Source organism: Rhodanobacter sp. Soil_C_14 (assembly GCF_057657335.1).
Genome location: NZ_JBDGIQ010000001.1, coordinates 788,767 through 802,683 on the forward strand (window position 1 = coordinate 788,767; position 13,917 = coordinate 802,683).

Below are 13,917 nucleotides of genomic sequence, written 5' to 3' on the forward strand. Positions count from 1 at the left end.
CGCAGGCTCTGAACGGAACGCCCGGCGCGACTGATAGAGTTGCGCCGATGCCCTCCCGCCCGACGCCGCCGACGACTGCAACCCTGCGCCAGCGCCTCGCGGACGAGTGGCTGCTGTGCCTGTTCGCGGTGCTGGCCATCGCGCTGGCGATCTTCGATCCGCAGCCACCGGGCAGCTATCGGCATTGGCTGCAGCTGCCCACGCTGGCGGGCCTCACCGGCCTGCTGATCGCGATCCAGGGCATCCGCGACAGCGGCCTGGTGCAGCATGCCGCCGTGGCCGTGGTGGCGCGCGCGCATTCGCTGCGCAGCCTGGGCCTGTTGCTGGTGGTGGCGACGGCGCTGCTGTCGATGGTGCTGACCAATGACGTGAGCCTGTTCCTGATCGTGCCGCTGACCCTGGCGATCGGCAGCGTTTCGAATTTGCCGGTGCTGCGCATGGTGGTGCTGGAAGCCCTGGCGGTGAATGCAGGCTCCACCCTGAGCCCGATCGGCAACCCGCAGAACCTGCTGTTGTGGCAGCACTCGAAGCTGCCGTTCCTGCACTTCGCCGCGGCGATGCTGCCGGCGGCGATGGTGATGCTGGTGCTGGTCGCCGGATTCGCCTGGCTGTGGCTGCCGCGCGACCGCGTGGCGTTGAACCCGCACCGGATCGACGGCGCCGTGATGTCGGCGCGGCTGGGCGCATGGTCGATGGCCGCCCTGGTCGGCATGGTGATCGCCATGGAATACGGCCAGGCGCCGCTGGGGGCCGGGCTGTTGCTGCTGTCGTATGCGCTGCTGGCGCGGCCGAGCCTGGCGCGGATCGACTGGCTGCTGCTGGCCACCTTCGCCGCGATCTTCGTCGGGCTCGGCCATTTTTCCAGCCTGCCGCTGGTGCAGCAGGCGCTGGACCGGCTCGACCTCGATCATCCGCTGACCCTGTACGCCAGCGGCATCGTCGCCGCCCAGCTGATCAGCAACGTGCCAGCGACGGTGCTGCTGCTGGAGCGTACGGCGGACCCGATCGCGCTGGCGGTCGCGGTGAACGTGGGCGGCTTTGGCGTGGCGATCGGTTCGCTGGCCAACCTGATCGCCCTGCGCCTGGCGAAGCAGCCGCAGGGGCTGCGGCTGCTGCACCGGGTCTCGATACCGTTTCTGCTGGTCTGTGCGCCGCTGGCCTACCTGGCGTGGCGCTGGCTGGGCTGACCGGCCCGATCAGTCGTCGTCGTTGTCGTGCGGCACGCTGACCTTGCCCTTCACGCCCGAGTGATTGACGTCGCCACTGCCCTTGGCGCCCAGGTTGAAATCGCCACCCACGTCGCTGACGTCGAGGTCGCCGGAGCCCAGCGTGTCGGCGCGCACGCTGCCACCGACCTGGCGCAGGGTGACGTCGCCCGAACCGATGCTGCCGATGCGGGCATCGCCCTTGACGCCCTCGGCCTTGAAATCGCCGGAGCCGACCGAGCCCAGGTCGAGGCTGCCGATGTCGGTGGCGTCGACATCGCCCGAACCCACGCTGGCGCCGAGCTTGCCCGACAGCTGGCGCACGTGCAGGTCGCCCGATCCCACGCTGGCCCGCAGCTGCTGCACGCCGGCCACGTCGGCGTCGCCGGAGCCGACGCGCAAGGTCACCGGCAGGTTGGCGGGCAACTGCATGGTGACTTCGAGGCTGGCGTAGGAGTCGCCGCCGAACAGGTTGAGGGTGAAGCCGCCGCCATCGCCACCGATGTCGATGAGCAGCTGGTCGCCGTCGCGACGCTGGGTGACCTGCAACTTGTCCAGCACCGCCTGGCTCGATGCACAGGCGCGGCCGGTCAGGGTCAGTCCCTTGTTGCCGTCGCTGCCGGTCAGGTGCAGATCCTGGCTGTGCACGTCGATCTGGACGCCGTGCACGCCGGCCAGGTCCAGCTGCAGGTTGCGCGGCGCCTCATATTTGCAGGGGCTGGCGGCGAAGCAGGCGAACGGGGCGAGCAGCAGGGCTGCGGTGAGAATACGGCGCATGGAACTCTCCTTGAGGGATGGACGCGGTGGGTCGACACCGGTTGGGATGCCGCTGCCCGCCAAAGGGTTGCAACCGGGCGACACGAGCGCGCCGGTCAACCCGTGCCGCCCCGCCGCGTTCCGGCTGTGTACCCATCACGGAGACAGACCATGCATCGCAAGACCCTGCTCGCTTCCACGCTGGCCCTGATGATCGCCGGATCGGCCACCTTCGTGATGGCCCAGAATACGCCGCCGCCGGCACCGCCCGCCAAAACGGGCAAGTCCATGCACATCCTCCCGGGCGACCATGGCGACGCGATGCGCATGCGCTCGCACGGCTTCGATCGCGGGCACGGCCGCGGGCACGACGGAGTGATCGGCGACCTGCATGCGCTGGAACGGCTGTACACGCAGGCCGGCCGCGGCAAGGAGATGGCCGCGGTCTACAACGACGTGCTGGCCAAGTCGCAGGACCCGCAGGTGCGTGACTACGTCTACCAGCGCCTGGCTCGCCTGCAAGCGCAGCCGGCGAACGTGGATCAGGCGATCGCCACCCTGCGCAAGGGGCTGGATGAAAACCTGGCCAACGAGGCGAAGATGCGTGCCGAGCACGAGAAGATGCGCGCCGCCTGGCAGCAGCGTGCCGGCCAGGCTGCCCCCGCGGCCAAGTAGGTTCCGCCGAGGCGAAGAACGGGCGACGCGATGGCTCCGGCCATCGCGCCGTTTCAGGATGCCCGCTCGGCCTGCTTGGCGCGCTGCCACAGTTGCTCCTGTTCATCGAGCGTGCGCTCGGCGAACGCCGTGCCCTCGGCCGCGGCCAGCTGTTCCATCTGCCGGAAACGGCGCTCGAACTTCGCGTTGGCATGCCGCAGCGCCTGCGAGAAGTCGACGCCGGCGTGGCGTGCCAGGTTCACCATCACGAACAGCACGTCGCCGATTTCATCCTGCAGGCGCGCAGGATCGGCGCCGTTGACGAATTCGACCCGCACCTCCTCCACTTCCTCGGCCAGCTTCTCCAGCACCGGCTCGGGGCCCGGCCATTCGAAGCCGGTGGCGGCAGCGCGCTGCTGAAGCTTGTAGGCGCGCTTCCACTCCGGCAGGCCCGTCGAGATGCCGGCCAGCGCACTGTCGTCCATCGACGCGCCTTTCGCCGCACGCTCGGCCGACTTGATCTGCTCCCACGCCTGCATCTGCTCGGTGAGGTCGGCGTAGCGCATGTCGCCGAACACGTGGGGGTGGCGGCGCAGCATCTTCGCGCTGATCGCGTGGGCCACGTCAGCGAACTCGAACAGGCCGCGCTCGGAGGCCATCTGGGCGTGGAAAACCACCTGCAGCAGCAGGTCGCCGAGTTCGTCGCAAAGGTCGGTCCAGTCCTGCCGATCGATCGCATCGGCGACCTCGTAGGCCTCCTCGATGGTATAGGCCGCGATCGAGGAAAAGTCCTGTTGCACATCCCACGGACAACCGTTCTGCGGATCGCGCAGGCGCGCCATGATGGCTAGCAGATCATCGAGGCTGTGTTTGGTCATGAGATGAAAAGTGAGTGGAGAGGAGTGAGGAGTGAGAGAAAGCCAAGAAGCCGGCGTGAGAGCGGGATGGAGCGTGAGCCCCTCTCGCTACTCGCTCCTTTTCACTCACTCCTCGCCTTTGAGCAGCCGTGCGGCCCAGTCGATCGCACGATCGCCCACCGCGATGAACTCCGGATTCAGCAGCGATTCGCCCCGGTTGTAGCGGAACGGCTGGCCGGCCAGATCCAGCACGGCGCCGCCGGCCTCGTCGAGGACGCATTGTGCCGCCGCGGTGTCCCATTCGCTGGTGGGGCCCAGGCGCAGATAGACGTCCGCATCACCGCGCGCGATCAGGCAGAACTTCAGCGACGAGCCCAGCGGCACCATCCGGTAGTCGTCGCCGATCAGGCGTTGCAGCACCTCGCCCTGCGCACCACCGTGCGAGCGGCTGCCGGCCACCGTCGGCGGCTGCGCCAGCGCCCTTGCGTGAATGCGCTGCCATACGCCATTCGCCTGTGTCTGCAGCCAGGCGCCCTGGCCCTGCGCGGCGACGTACAGCTCGCCGGTCACCGGCGCCAGCACGACGCCGAGCACGCTGCGGCGGTCGTCGATCAGGGCGATGTTGACGGTGAATTCGCCGTTGCGCTTGACGAACTCGCGAGTGCCGTCGAGCGGATCGACCAGCCAGTAGCGCGACCATTGCTGGCGCTCGGACCACGGCCGCGCGCTGGCTTCCTCCGACAGCACCGGCCATTGCTCATCGAGCGCAGACAGGCCCGCCATGATGGCCTGCTGGGCGGCGAGGTCGGCGGCGGTCAGCGGCGAGGCATCGTCCTTCATCTGCACCGCGAAGTCGCCGTGGTAGACATCCAGGATGGCCACCCCCGCTGCGCGTGCGATGACGCCGATCTTCCTTGCCAGTTCGGGCGGCATGCTCATGATTTCCGGAACCTTCCGGCCAGATATTCGCGGGCCATGAACAGCGCGGCGATCGAGCGCCCCTCGGTGACGTCGTCACGGCCGAGCAAGGTGTGCAGTTCGGACATCTTCCATGGCACCACTTCAAGTTCCTCCGGTTCGTCGCCGACCAGTTTCTCGGGATACAGGTCCTGGGCCAGCACCACGTGCGCCATGTGCGTCATGTACGACGGCGACAGCGACAGGTTGTGCAGGATCTTCAGCTTGTGCGCGCCGTAGCCGATCTCCTCCTTCAGCTCGCGCTCGGCGCCCTGTTCGGCGGTCTCGTCCTGGTCCAGCCGCCCCTTGGGCAGGCCGAGCTCGTAGCGTCCCACGCCACCGCCGTATTCGCGCACCAGCAACACCGTCTCGTCATCCAGCATCGGCACGATGATGACCGCACCCAGGCCGCTTCCCTTCAGCCTCTCGTAGGTGCGGCGCTCGCCGTTGGAAAACTCCAGGTCGACCTGCTCCACGTGCAGGAAATGGCTGTCGGTGACGTCGCGGGTCGCGTGGATGATCGGTAGTTTGCGCATCCGGCCATTCTAGCTCGCGTGGCTCAGCGCCGCAGGCGCTGCAACGCCTGCGCGTGGATCGCGGGCGCGCCGGCCAGCACGCTGCGCGTGTCCAGCCCCGGCGCAGCGCCGTCCAGGTCGGTGAACACGCCGCCGGCCTCGCGCACGATCACCGCCAGTGCCGCCACGTCGAGGATGTTCACGTCCGACTCGATCACCAGATCGAGGCTGCCGCGCGCCAGCAGGTGGTAGTGGCAGAAGTCGCCGTAGCCGCGGATCCGGTTGCTGTCGCGGATCAGCGCGCCCAGCGCATCCCAGCGGGAGTCGCCGGTGAGGGTCCGGATGTTGCCGGTGGAAATCGAGGCCGCGCTCATTTCGCCGGTCGCCGCCACGCGTACACGTTCGCCGTCCAGCCAGGCACCTTCGCCGGCGCTGGCCCACATCGTCTCGCCGTAGACCGGAGCGCTCGACACGCCGAGCACCAGGTCGTCGCCGTCCATCAGGGCGATCTGGGTGGAGAAGAACGGCGTGCGGCGCACGAAGCTCTTGGTGCCGTCCAGCGGATCAACCAGCCACAGCAGGCCGCCACGCTCGCCGTCCAGGCCGAACTCCTCGCCGTAGATCGACGCCTGCGGCAACGCGGCCTGCAGGATCTTCCGGATCGCCTGTTCGGCCTCGCGATCGGCCACGGTGACCGGCGTGGCGTCGGACTTCAGTTCCACCTCGACGCCACGACGCCAGTAGTGGCGGATCACCTCGGCGGCCGCCGCTGCCGCGTCGCGGGCGGCTGCCAGGGCTGTTGCGGCGATATCGGGAGTCATGCGGGTCTCGTTCCTTCAGTGGGTGGGCGCTGGCGGCGCATTGGCGGCCAGTCCGCCATGGCGCCGGATGTGCGTGCTGCCGTCCGCCGCCGGTGGCGCCAGCGTGGCCAGCCAGCGACGCAGCATCGGATCAGTCTGTCGGGCGTGCAGCGTGGCGTCCAGTCGCCAGCCCAGCGGGCTGAGCTGCAGCTCGCCGGCAAGCTGCAGCGGGCCGCTGCCGGAGTCGCGCAGCTGCACGTCGATCACCCCGCCGCGCGCCTGTGCGCTGGCCTGCAATTCGCCCAGTGCGACGTCGCCCTGCGGCGTCCGCATGACCGCGTCATGCCAGCTCGCCTGCGCGTCCATTTGCATCGGCCAGCCGGCGCGCAGCCGCGCGTGGGGAACCTGCAGCTGCAACTCGCCCCGCGGTTTCCCCCAGGGCGTGGCGAGTTCATCACCGATCGCCGTCGAGCTTGCCCGGACGTTCGCGTCGCGCACTTCCACTTCATCACCGGGCAGACGTTCCAGCCCGCCCGAAAGATGCAGCTGCTGCCCATCGAAATCCAGGCGCAGGCGCGGCTGACCCAGCAAGGCGCGTCGTGACAGCTGCCATTGCAACTGGCCGCGGGTCCGCCCGTTCGCCGTCACCACCGCGCCGGCATGGCCGTTCCACACGCTGCCGCTGACCTGCTGCAGACGGATGCCATGCAGCGGCGGCTCGATCCACGGCAGTGCCCAGCGCGCGGGCAGGAACCACAGCAGCGCGGCGGCCAGCACCAGCAACAGGACGAAACCGATCAGGCAAGTTCGCAATGACTTCAAGCGTGGAATTCCAGGTGGGACGATGCACGGGCTTGAGCGACCGTCGCGCTGCACCGATGATAGCCGGATGACCAACCTCGCAAACGGCAACAGTGCGCTCGCAGCGCGCGACCTGCGCCATGTCTGGCACCCCTGCACCCAGATGCACGACCACGACCCCACGGGCTCGAACAGCGTGCCGATGCTGCCGATCGTGCGGGGCGAGGGTGCCTGGCTCGTCGATGCCAACGGCAAGCGCTACTTGGACGGCATCAGTTCGTGGTGGACCAACCTGTTCGGCCATGCCAATCCGCGCATCGCCGCGGCCCTGGCCGAGCAGGCACGCACGCTCGAACACGTGATCTTCGCCGGTTTCACCCACGAACCGGCCATCGCGCTGGCCGAAGAGCTGGCAAGGATCACGCCGCCCGGACTGGATCGGGTGTTCTACGCCGACAATGGTTCGGCGGCGATCGAAGTGGCGCTGAAGATGAGCTTCCACTACTGGCTCAACCAGGGCCACGGCGAGAAGACCCGCTTCATCGCGCTGACCGGCAGCTATCACGGCGAGACCCTGGGCGCGCTGTCGGTCAGCGATGTCGCGCTGTACCGCAAGACCTACGCGCCGCTGCTGCTGACGCCGTTCCTGGCGCCGTCGGCGGATACTTATCAGGCCGAACCCGGCGAATCGCCCGAACAGGCGGCCACGCGTGCCCTCGCCGCCCTGCGCGTGTTGCTCGAGCAGCACGCGCACGAAACCTGCGCGGTGATCGTCGAGCCGCTGGTGCAATGCGCCGGCGGCATGCGCATGTATCACCCGGCGTATCTCACCGGCCTGCGCGCGCTGTGCGACGAGTTCGCCGTGCACTTCATCGCCGACGAGATCGCCGTGGGCTTCGGCCGTACCGGCACGCTGTTCGCCTGCGAACAGGCCCCTGCAGCATCCGGGCGCAGCGGCGGCGTGTCACCGGATTTCATGTGCCTGTCGAAGGGACTGACCGGCGGCTTCCTGCCCCTGTCGGCCGTGCTGACCAGCGAGGCGATCTACCAGGCGTTCTACGCCGAACACAGTGCCGGCAAGGCATTCCTGCACTCGCACAGCTACACCGGCAATCCGCTGGCCTGCCGCGTGGCGCTGGAGACGCTGGCGATCTTCCGCGACGAACCGGTGCTGGAACGCAACCGCCATTTGGCCGTCCATCTGGGTCGCCGGCTGGAGGCCCTGCGCGATCACCCGCATGTCGCCGACGTGCGCCAGACCGGCATGATCGCGGCGGTGGAACTGGTCGCCGACAAGGCCAGCCGGCGACCGTTCCCGGCGCAGCAGCGGCGGGGCTTGCGCGTCTACCTGCACGGCCTGGAGCACGGTGTGCTGTTGCGACCGCTGGGTGACGTGATCTATTTCATGCCGCCCTACGTGGTCAGCATGGCGGAAATCGACCTGCTGGTCGACACGGCCATTGCCGGAATCGAGCGCGCCGTCTGCCACTGAACGAGGCGCGAGGCCTGTCCAGGGCACGCGCCCGCGCTATGCTGGGCGACCGCTCCATGCCACCCGGTTCCCATGCGCACGATCCGTATCCATCTCGACCAGCCACTCAGCGTCTCGGCGGAAATCGCCTTGCCGGCCCAGGCCGCCGAGCACGTCGGCCGGGTGCTGCGCATGAATGCGGGCGACCCGCTCACCGTGTTCAACGGCGACGGCAGCGACTATGACGCGACCATCGTGGCGCTGGGCAAGCGCGACCTGCGAGTGCGGATCGACGCGAAGCTGCCCGTGCAGAACGAGTCGCCCCTGCCACTGACCCTGGCCCAGGGCGTGGCGCGGGGCGAGAAGATGGACCTGATCGTGCAGAAGGCGACCGAGCTTGGCGCCGTCCGCATCGTGCCGCTGCTCACCGAACGTTCGGAAGTGAAGCTGGACCCCGCACGTGCCGAAAAGCGGCTGGCCCACTGGCGTGCGGTCGCGGCCAGCGCCTGCGAACAATGCGGACGCGCGCGGTTGCCCGAGATCACCCCGGCACAGCCGCTGGCCGGCTGGCTGGCCGGGCTCGCCGATGACGGTGCGTTGCGTCTTGCCCTGCTGCCGGAGGGCGCCCGTTCGGCCCGCGAGCTGCGCTTCGGCGCCGCCGGCGGCCTGCTGGTGATCGGCCCGGAAGGCGGCCTGGGCGAGCGCGACATCAACGCGCTCACCCGCGCCGGTTTCGAGGGATTGCGACTGGGCCCGCGCATCCTGCGCACGGAGACGGCGGGACTGGCTGCCATGGCGGCCTTGCAGGCGCTGCACGGCGACGGCTGATTCACCGTCGCGAAATCACCGCCACGAGACTCGTCCCGGAAACTTGAAAAAGCCGCGACAGCTCAGTCGTCGGCGTCGATCGAGCCGTCTTCCACCGTCTCGACGACGTCCATCACGCCGGAATCGTCGTACAGGTCGAGCAAGGTGGCTTCGATCCATTCCAGGTCGGGAATCATCGCCACGTCATCGCGCACCAGCACATGGGCGCGCACGCCCGGCTGCAAGGGCTTGCCATCATGGGTGGGAATGATCAGCTCGGCGTTCAACGTGGTCAGGCGCGGAAAACCCTGGGTCAGGACCGCGATGAACGGCAGCTTCGGGTTGCCGCCAAGCGCCTTCAACACGGCCACGCGCACGCTCAGGTCGGCGTCGCCCGCCTCGGTGCCGGCCAGCTCGGCAAACGACACCAGCGGCACGCGCCAGCCACGCCACTGGATCCGTCCCAGCATCCAGGCGGGGGCGCCGGGCAGCGGCTCGGGCGTGCTCTGGGTGATCACTTCGGCGATGTTGGCGTTGGGCAACAGCAGGCGCTGGTTGCCTACCGGCACCAGGACGCAGCGGATTTCACGCGGCAGCGGATCACTCATGGAAACACCTCGATCAGGCGCGCCGCCAACTCGGTCGGCGTGCCGGAAAAACTGACCAGCCGCTCGGCGAAGATCCCGCTGACCATGTCAGCGAAATGTTCCCCGGACGACGACTCTACCCAGACCTGGCCGCCACGATCGTGGACCGCCTGCGCGCCGGCCACCGCATCGTTGCCGCGCCCGGCGAAAACGATCGCCAGCGCATCACGGCCAAACACGCTCGCCGCCATGGTCAGGCTGGCGTCGATCGACGGTGCTTCGGCGGACTCGCCACCAGTGACCTGAAGCTCGATGCTGCCGTCACGGCGCAGGCGCACCTGCTGGCCCGCCGGCACCATCAACACTTCACCCGATCCGGCGCGGCGGCCCTGTTCGGCCAATCGCACGGGCAACGCGCAATGCGCCTTGAACTTCTCCGCCAGCGCCACATCGGACTGTTCGCCCACGTGCTGGGTATGCAGGAAGGTCAGCCGCGTGGTCACAGGCAACGCCGCCAGGAAGGCACAGACCGAATCGATGCCATCGGTGGCGGCACCAAGCACCACCACCCGGCTCAGCGCGCTGCCCAGTTCGTCCAGCACCATCGCGTGGTCGGGCACGCGCTCGTACGGCTGCGGCGCGACGGCCTCTTCCATCGAAACCAGCTCGAGACTCATCACCGGCTCGATATCCGCCGCGACCGCATCGGCATCGGGCGCAAGGAAATCGGCCGCGCTCATTTTCTCGATGCCGAACATGCCGGCATCGGGTTTCTCGGGTGCCGCTGGCGCGGGTTCCGCGTCTTCATCGACCAGGCTCCATGCATCCGGCGCGCGTACGCCCGGCGCGTTGTCGGCCATGAGCGGATGCGGCGCCGAAGTCGGCGTCGTCGCCACGCCGGTATCGACCAAGGCAGACAGTTCGAGATGATCGATCTGGAACGTCGGCGGCGTCACGCTGGACAGCACCGGCGCTGCTTCCGTTGGCGGCGCGTCAACGGTCGCCACCACGTCAAAGTCCGCTGCCGGCCCGGTCGCGCCTACATCATGGAAATTGCCATCGTGGAGGGGCGGCGGCTCGAGGTCATCCACGAAACGCAGGCCGGGGCCCGAGCTGACCTCATCTTCGGCAGGCAAATCACCGGAGGCCAGCAAGGCCTCAAGCTCTGCCGCCAAGTTCTCCGATTCGGCGGTGGCGATCTGTTCGTGCTGGCCATCCGCATCGTCGTGTACGGGCAGGAAATCGTCCGCGTCGGGTTCCGCTTCCGCCATCGCCGGGGCGGCATCCATCACTTCATCGACCACTGATTCCGGCGCTGCAGCCGGTTCGACGGGCTCGGCGGCAGCGACGGGAGTCGGCGTCACGGTCGGCGGCGGAGCCACGGCAGCTGGCATGTCGACGAGGTGTGGACCGTCCGGGCGCGGCGGGTCCACATCACCGGCCGCCAGCACCTTGACGGCCAGATGCCGCGCCCAGCGGTCGCGATCCCAGCCGGCCAGCGAGCGGCTGGCCTGCGCATCATTGAAGACCACCCGGGGGCGTTCGTCGTCGATCACGTCGTACAGGTGATCGAGCGCATCGTCGGCGCTGTCGTCCAGGTTGATGACCAGCACGTCGGCGCCCACCTGCCGCAGCAGTTCACGACTCAGGCTGGAAACCCCGCCCTCGTGCACGATGCGTGCACCACGTTCCTGCAGCGCCTCGCGCAACTGGCCAACCAGTTCAGTATCGTCAAACAGCAGGGCAACCGCCGGCGCCATTTCAGTCATGAACAGGCTCCGTTGCTCGCTGCTCCAATACTTCGCCGATCTGCACCAGCAGTTCCGCTTCCTGGTACGGCTTGCCGAGGTAACGATCCACGCCGATGTCGAACGCTCGCTGGCGATGCTTGTCGCCGCTGCGCGAGGTGATCATGATGATCGGCACGTCGCGCAGTCGCGGGTCGGCCTTCATGTGGGTCGCCAGCTCGTAACCGTCCATGCGCGGCATTTCGATGTCGAGCAGCATCAGGTCGGGCACGCGCTCGTGCAGCTTCTCCAGCGCATCGACACCGTCCTTTGCCGTGCTGACCTCGTACTCGTGGCGTTCCAGCACGCGGCCGGTGACCTTGCGCATGGTGATGGAGTCGTCGACCACCATCACCAGCGGACGCACCTGGACTTCCTCGACCACCGGCGCCTGCACCGCGCTGAGGCCTTCGGACAGGCGCTGGTCGCGGCGGATCATGCCGTGACGCACCAGCGGCGCCAGATCGAGAATGATCAGCACCGAGCCGTCGCCCATGATCGTGGCGCCGAGCAGGCCGGGCACCGAACTGATCTGCGGGCCCACCGACTTCACCACGATCTCGCGCGAACCCAGCACCGCGTCGATGCGGATCGCCGCGCGCAGGTCGCCGGCGCGGGTCAGCAACAGCGGCTGCTGTTCGTCTTCGGCCGGCAGACCCGGCGGCAGGCCGAGCAACTCGGCCAGATCATGAATGCCGAACGCCTCGTTACCGTAGTTGAACGACGGCTCGTCCTCAGCCATCAGGGCGGTCAGCTCTTCCGGATTGACCCGGGCCACGCCCTGCACCGAGGTCATCGGGATCGCGAAGGTCGCTTCGCCGATGCGCACCAGGATGGCCTGGGTCACCGCGAGCGTGAACGGCAGGCGCAGGATGAAGGTGCTGCCCTGGCCTTCTTCCGACTCGATCGACAGTGAACCGCCGAGCTGCTTGATCTCGTTGGCGACCACGTCCATGCCGACGCCACGGCCAGCCAGCTGGGTCACCGTGCTTGCGGTGGAGAAGCCGGGCTGGGTGATCAGTGAGAGCAACTGGTTGTCGGTCGGCTTGGTCTCGGCACGCAGCAGGCCGCGCTCGATGCCGCGCTTGCGGATGGCTTCGCGGTTCAGGCCGCGACCGTCGTCGCTGACCCGCACCACCACCTCGGTCGCCTCGCGGGCCACCGTGATGTGCACCGAACCTTCGACCGGCTTGCCGGCCTTGCGGCGATCCGCCGGGCTCTCGATGCCGTGGGCGATCGCGTTGCGCAGCATGTGCTCGAACGGGGCCTTGATGCGGTCCAGCAGGTTGCGGTCCATTTCGCCGTGGGCACCGTCCACGTACAGCTGGGCCTGCTTGTGCTCTTCCTGCGCCGCCTGACGCAGGGTGCGACGCAGGTTCGGCACCATCGTGTCGAACGGCAGCATGCGGGTGCGCAGCAAACCGTCCTGCAGTTCGGTACTGACCCGCGACTGCTGGATCAGCAAGGTCTCGGCCTGGCGCGTCAGCTCGTCCAGCATGTTCTGGATGGACACCAGGTCGGATACCGACTCGGCCAGTGCGCGCGAATACTGCTGCAGCTGCGAGTAGCGGTCGAGCTCGAGCGGATCGAACACGGTGAGGCCCGCTTCGCGATGCTCGCGCTGGAAGCGCGCGATGATCTGCGCCTCGGTTTCGATTTCCAGCATGCGCAGCTGGCTGCGCAGACGGGCCACCGTCTGTTCCAGCTCGACCAGGTTGAAGCGGTAACCGGCAACCTGCTGTTCCAGTCGCGAACGGTAGATCGCCACTTCGCCTGCATGATTGACCAGGCTGTCGAGCAGGTCGGCGCGGACGCGGATCTGTTCCTGCGTCGACCGCACCTCTTCCTCAACCTCGGGCATCAGCTCGGGCAGGTCGGAGTCGGCGGCGGCCTGACGCGGTGCAGGCGCCACGGCTGCGACGGCCGGAGTCGTCATGACCGCAGCGGCCAGCGAGGCGTCGGCGGCGAACGTGGTTTCACCGGCCAGCGCCAGCAGATGATCGATCATGCCCTGCGGATAGTCGGACACCTGACCCTGCGAAACCTGCTGCACCATCGAGTGCAACTGGTCAAAGCTCGCTTCCAGCGCGGAAATCAGCGGCGCGGTCTTGGCCGTGTCGCGGATCGGCTTCTCGAGCAGGGTTTCGATGGCGTGGCTGAGATCGCCCACCGCCATCAGACCCGCAATGCGCGCGCCACCCTTGAGGGTATGCAGGTCGCGCTGCAGTTCGGCCACGTGCGACAGATCGGCCGAATCGGCGTGCCACTGGGCCAGGACGCCATCGGCGTGGTCCAGAATCTCGCGGGCCTCGTCGATGAAGACTTCCAGCAGGTCGGCATCGATGTGGCCGAGGCTTGCCAGGGCGTGAGCGGTTTCCGGCGCCGGTGCGGCATCGACCTTCGCCACGGCCTCGGATTCGGCCCGCTTCGCGGCAGCCTGTTCGGCAGCCAGCTTCTCGGCAGCAGCGCGTTCCGCGGCAGCCTGCTCGGCAGCCAGTTTCTCGGCGGCAGCGCGTTCCGCGGCAGCCTGCTCGGCAGCCAGCTTCTCGGCGGCAGCACGTTCCGCGGCAGCCTGCTCGGCGGCCAGTTTCTCGGCAGCAGCGCGTTCCGCGGCAGCCTGCTCGGCAGCCAGCTTCTCGGCGGCAGCGCGTTCCGCGGCAGCCTGCTCGGCAGCCAGCTTCTCGGCGGCAGCGCGTTCCGCGGCAGCCTGCTCGGCAGCC

At 68.3% G+C, this 13,917-nt stretch carries 13 protein-coding genes; 4 read left to right on the forward strand and 9 right to left on the reverse strand.

Features of this window, described 5'->3' with window-relative positions:
* The first annotated feature begins 47 nt into the window (after window positions 1-47).
* Window positions 48-1,187, forward strand: a complete 1,140-nt coding sequence (locus AC3A56_RS03725; RefSeq protein WP_487769378.1) for an SLC13 family permease — start codon at window positions 48-50, stop codon at window positions 1,185-1,187.
* Window positions 1,188-1,196: 9 nt separating this feature from the next.
* Here AC3A56_RS03725 and AC3A56_RS03730 read toward each other — a convergent pair whose 3' ends face one another.
* Window positions 1,197-1,982: a DUF4097 family beta strand repeat-containing protein gene (locus AC3A56_RS03730; RefSeq protein ID WP_487769379.1), complete on the reverse strand. Its 786-nt coding sequence runs from the start codon at window positions 1,980-1,982 to the stop codon at window positions 1,197-1,199.
* A 150-nt stretch (window positions 1,983-2,132) separates the two neighbouring features.
* On the opposite strand from AC3A56_RS03730, the gene AC3A56_RS03735 reads away from it, so the two are divergent.
* On the forward strand, window positions 2,133-2,636 hold the full coding sequence (locus AC3A56_RS03735; RefSeq protein ID WP_487769380.1) for a hypothetical protein: 504 nt from the start codon (window positions 2,133-2,135) through the stop codon (window positions 2,634-2,636).
* A gap of 53 nt (window positions 2,637-2,689) precedes the next feature.
* Here AC3A56_RS03735 and mazG read toward each other — a convergent pair whose 3' ends face one another.
* From mazG to AC3A56_RS03760, 5 genes are all read right to left on the reverse strand, one after another.
* Window positions 2,690-3,493: a nucleoside triphosphate pyrophosphohydrolase gene (gene mazG, locus AC3A56_RS03740; RefSeq protein WP_487769381.1), complete on the reverse strand. Its 804-nt coding sequence runs from the start codon at window positions 3,491-3,493 to the stop codon at window positions 2,690-2,692.
* Between the two features lie 105 nt (window positions 3,494-3,598).
* A complete protein-coding gene (gene cysQ, locus AC3A56_RS03745) occupies window positions 3,599-4,411 on the reverse strand; it encodes a 3'(2'),5'-bisphosphate nucleotidase CysQ (protein ID WP_487769382.1) in 813 nt (270 codons plus the stop codon).
* Window positions 4,408-4,965: an ADP compounds hydrolase NudE gene (nudE, locus tag AC3A56_RS03750; protein ID WP_007809604.1), complete on the reverse strand. Its 558-nt coding sequence runs from the start codon at window positions 4,963-4,965 to the stop codon at window positions 4,408-4,410. The genes cysQ and nudE overlap by 4 nt, the downstream gene beginning before the upstream one ends.
* A gap of 23 nt (window positions 4,966-4,988) precedes the next feature.
* On the reverse strand, window positions 4,989-5,765 hold the full coding sequence (locus AC3A56_RS03755; protein WP_487769383.1) for an inositol monophosphatase family protein: 777 nt from the start codon (window positions 5,763-5,765) through the stop codon (window positions 4,989-4,991).
* A 15-nt stretch (window positions 5,766-5,780) separates the two neighbouring features.
* A complete protein-coding gene (locus tag AC3A56_RS03760; RefSeq protein ID WP_487769384.1) occupies window positions 5,781-6,566 on the reverse strand; it encodes a type II secretion system protein N in 786 nt (261 codons plus the stop codon).
* 67 nt (window positions 6,567-6,633) lie between these two features.
* On the opposite strand from AC3A56_RS03760, the gene AC3A56_RS03765 reads away from it, so the two are divergent.
* On the forward strand, window positions 6,634-8,037 hold the full coding sequence (locus AC3A56_RS03765) for an adenosylmethionine--8-amino-7-oxononanoate transaminase (RefSeq protein ID WP_487769385.1): 1,404 nt from the start codon (window positions 6,634-6,636) through the stop codon (window positions 8,035-8,037).
* 72 nt (window positions 8,038-8,109) lie between these two features.
* Complete coding sequence (locus tag AC3A56_RS03770) at window positions 8,110-8,844, forward strand: 16S rRNA (uracil(1498)-N(3))-methyltransferase (RefSeq protein WP_056764069.1); 735 nt, start codon at window positions 8,110-8,112, stop codon at window positions 8,842-8,844.
* A 62-nt stretch (window positions 8,845-8,906) separates the two neighbouring features.
* Here the strand turns inward: AC3A56_RS03770 and AC3A56_RS03775 are convergent, their stop codons facing one another.
* From AC3A56_RS03775 to AC3A56_RS03785, 3 genes are all read right to left on the reverse strand, one after another.
* Window positions 8,907-9,431 (reverse strand): chemotaxis protein CheW, encoded by a 525-nt coding sequence (locus AC3A56_RS03775; protein ID WP_056717823.1) that lies wholly within the window; start codon window positions 9,429-9,431, stop codon window positions 8,907-8,909.
* Window positions 9,428-11,179 carry a chemotaxis protein CheB gene (locus AC3A56_RS03780; RefSeq protein WP_487769386.1) on the reverse strand — a complete coding sequence of 584 codons (1,752 nt, stop codon included), beginning with the start codon at window positions 11,177-11,179 and terminating at the stop codon, window positions 9,428-9,430. The genes AC3A56_RS03775 and AC3A56_RS03780 overlap by 4 nt, the downstream gene beginning before the upstream one ends.
* On the reverse strand, window positions 11,172-13,917 hold a 2,746-nt coding region (locus tag AC3A56_RS03785), incomplete at its 5' end, for a response regulator (protein WP_487769387.1). The genes AC3A56_RS03780 and AC3A56_RS03785, both read right to left, overlap by 8 nt.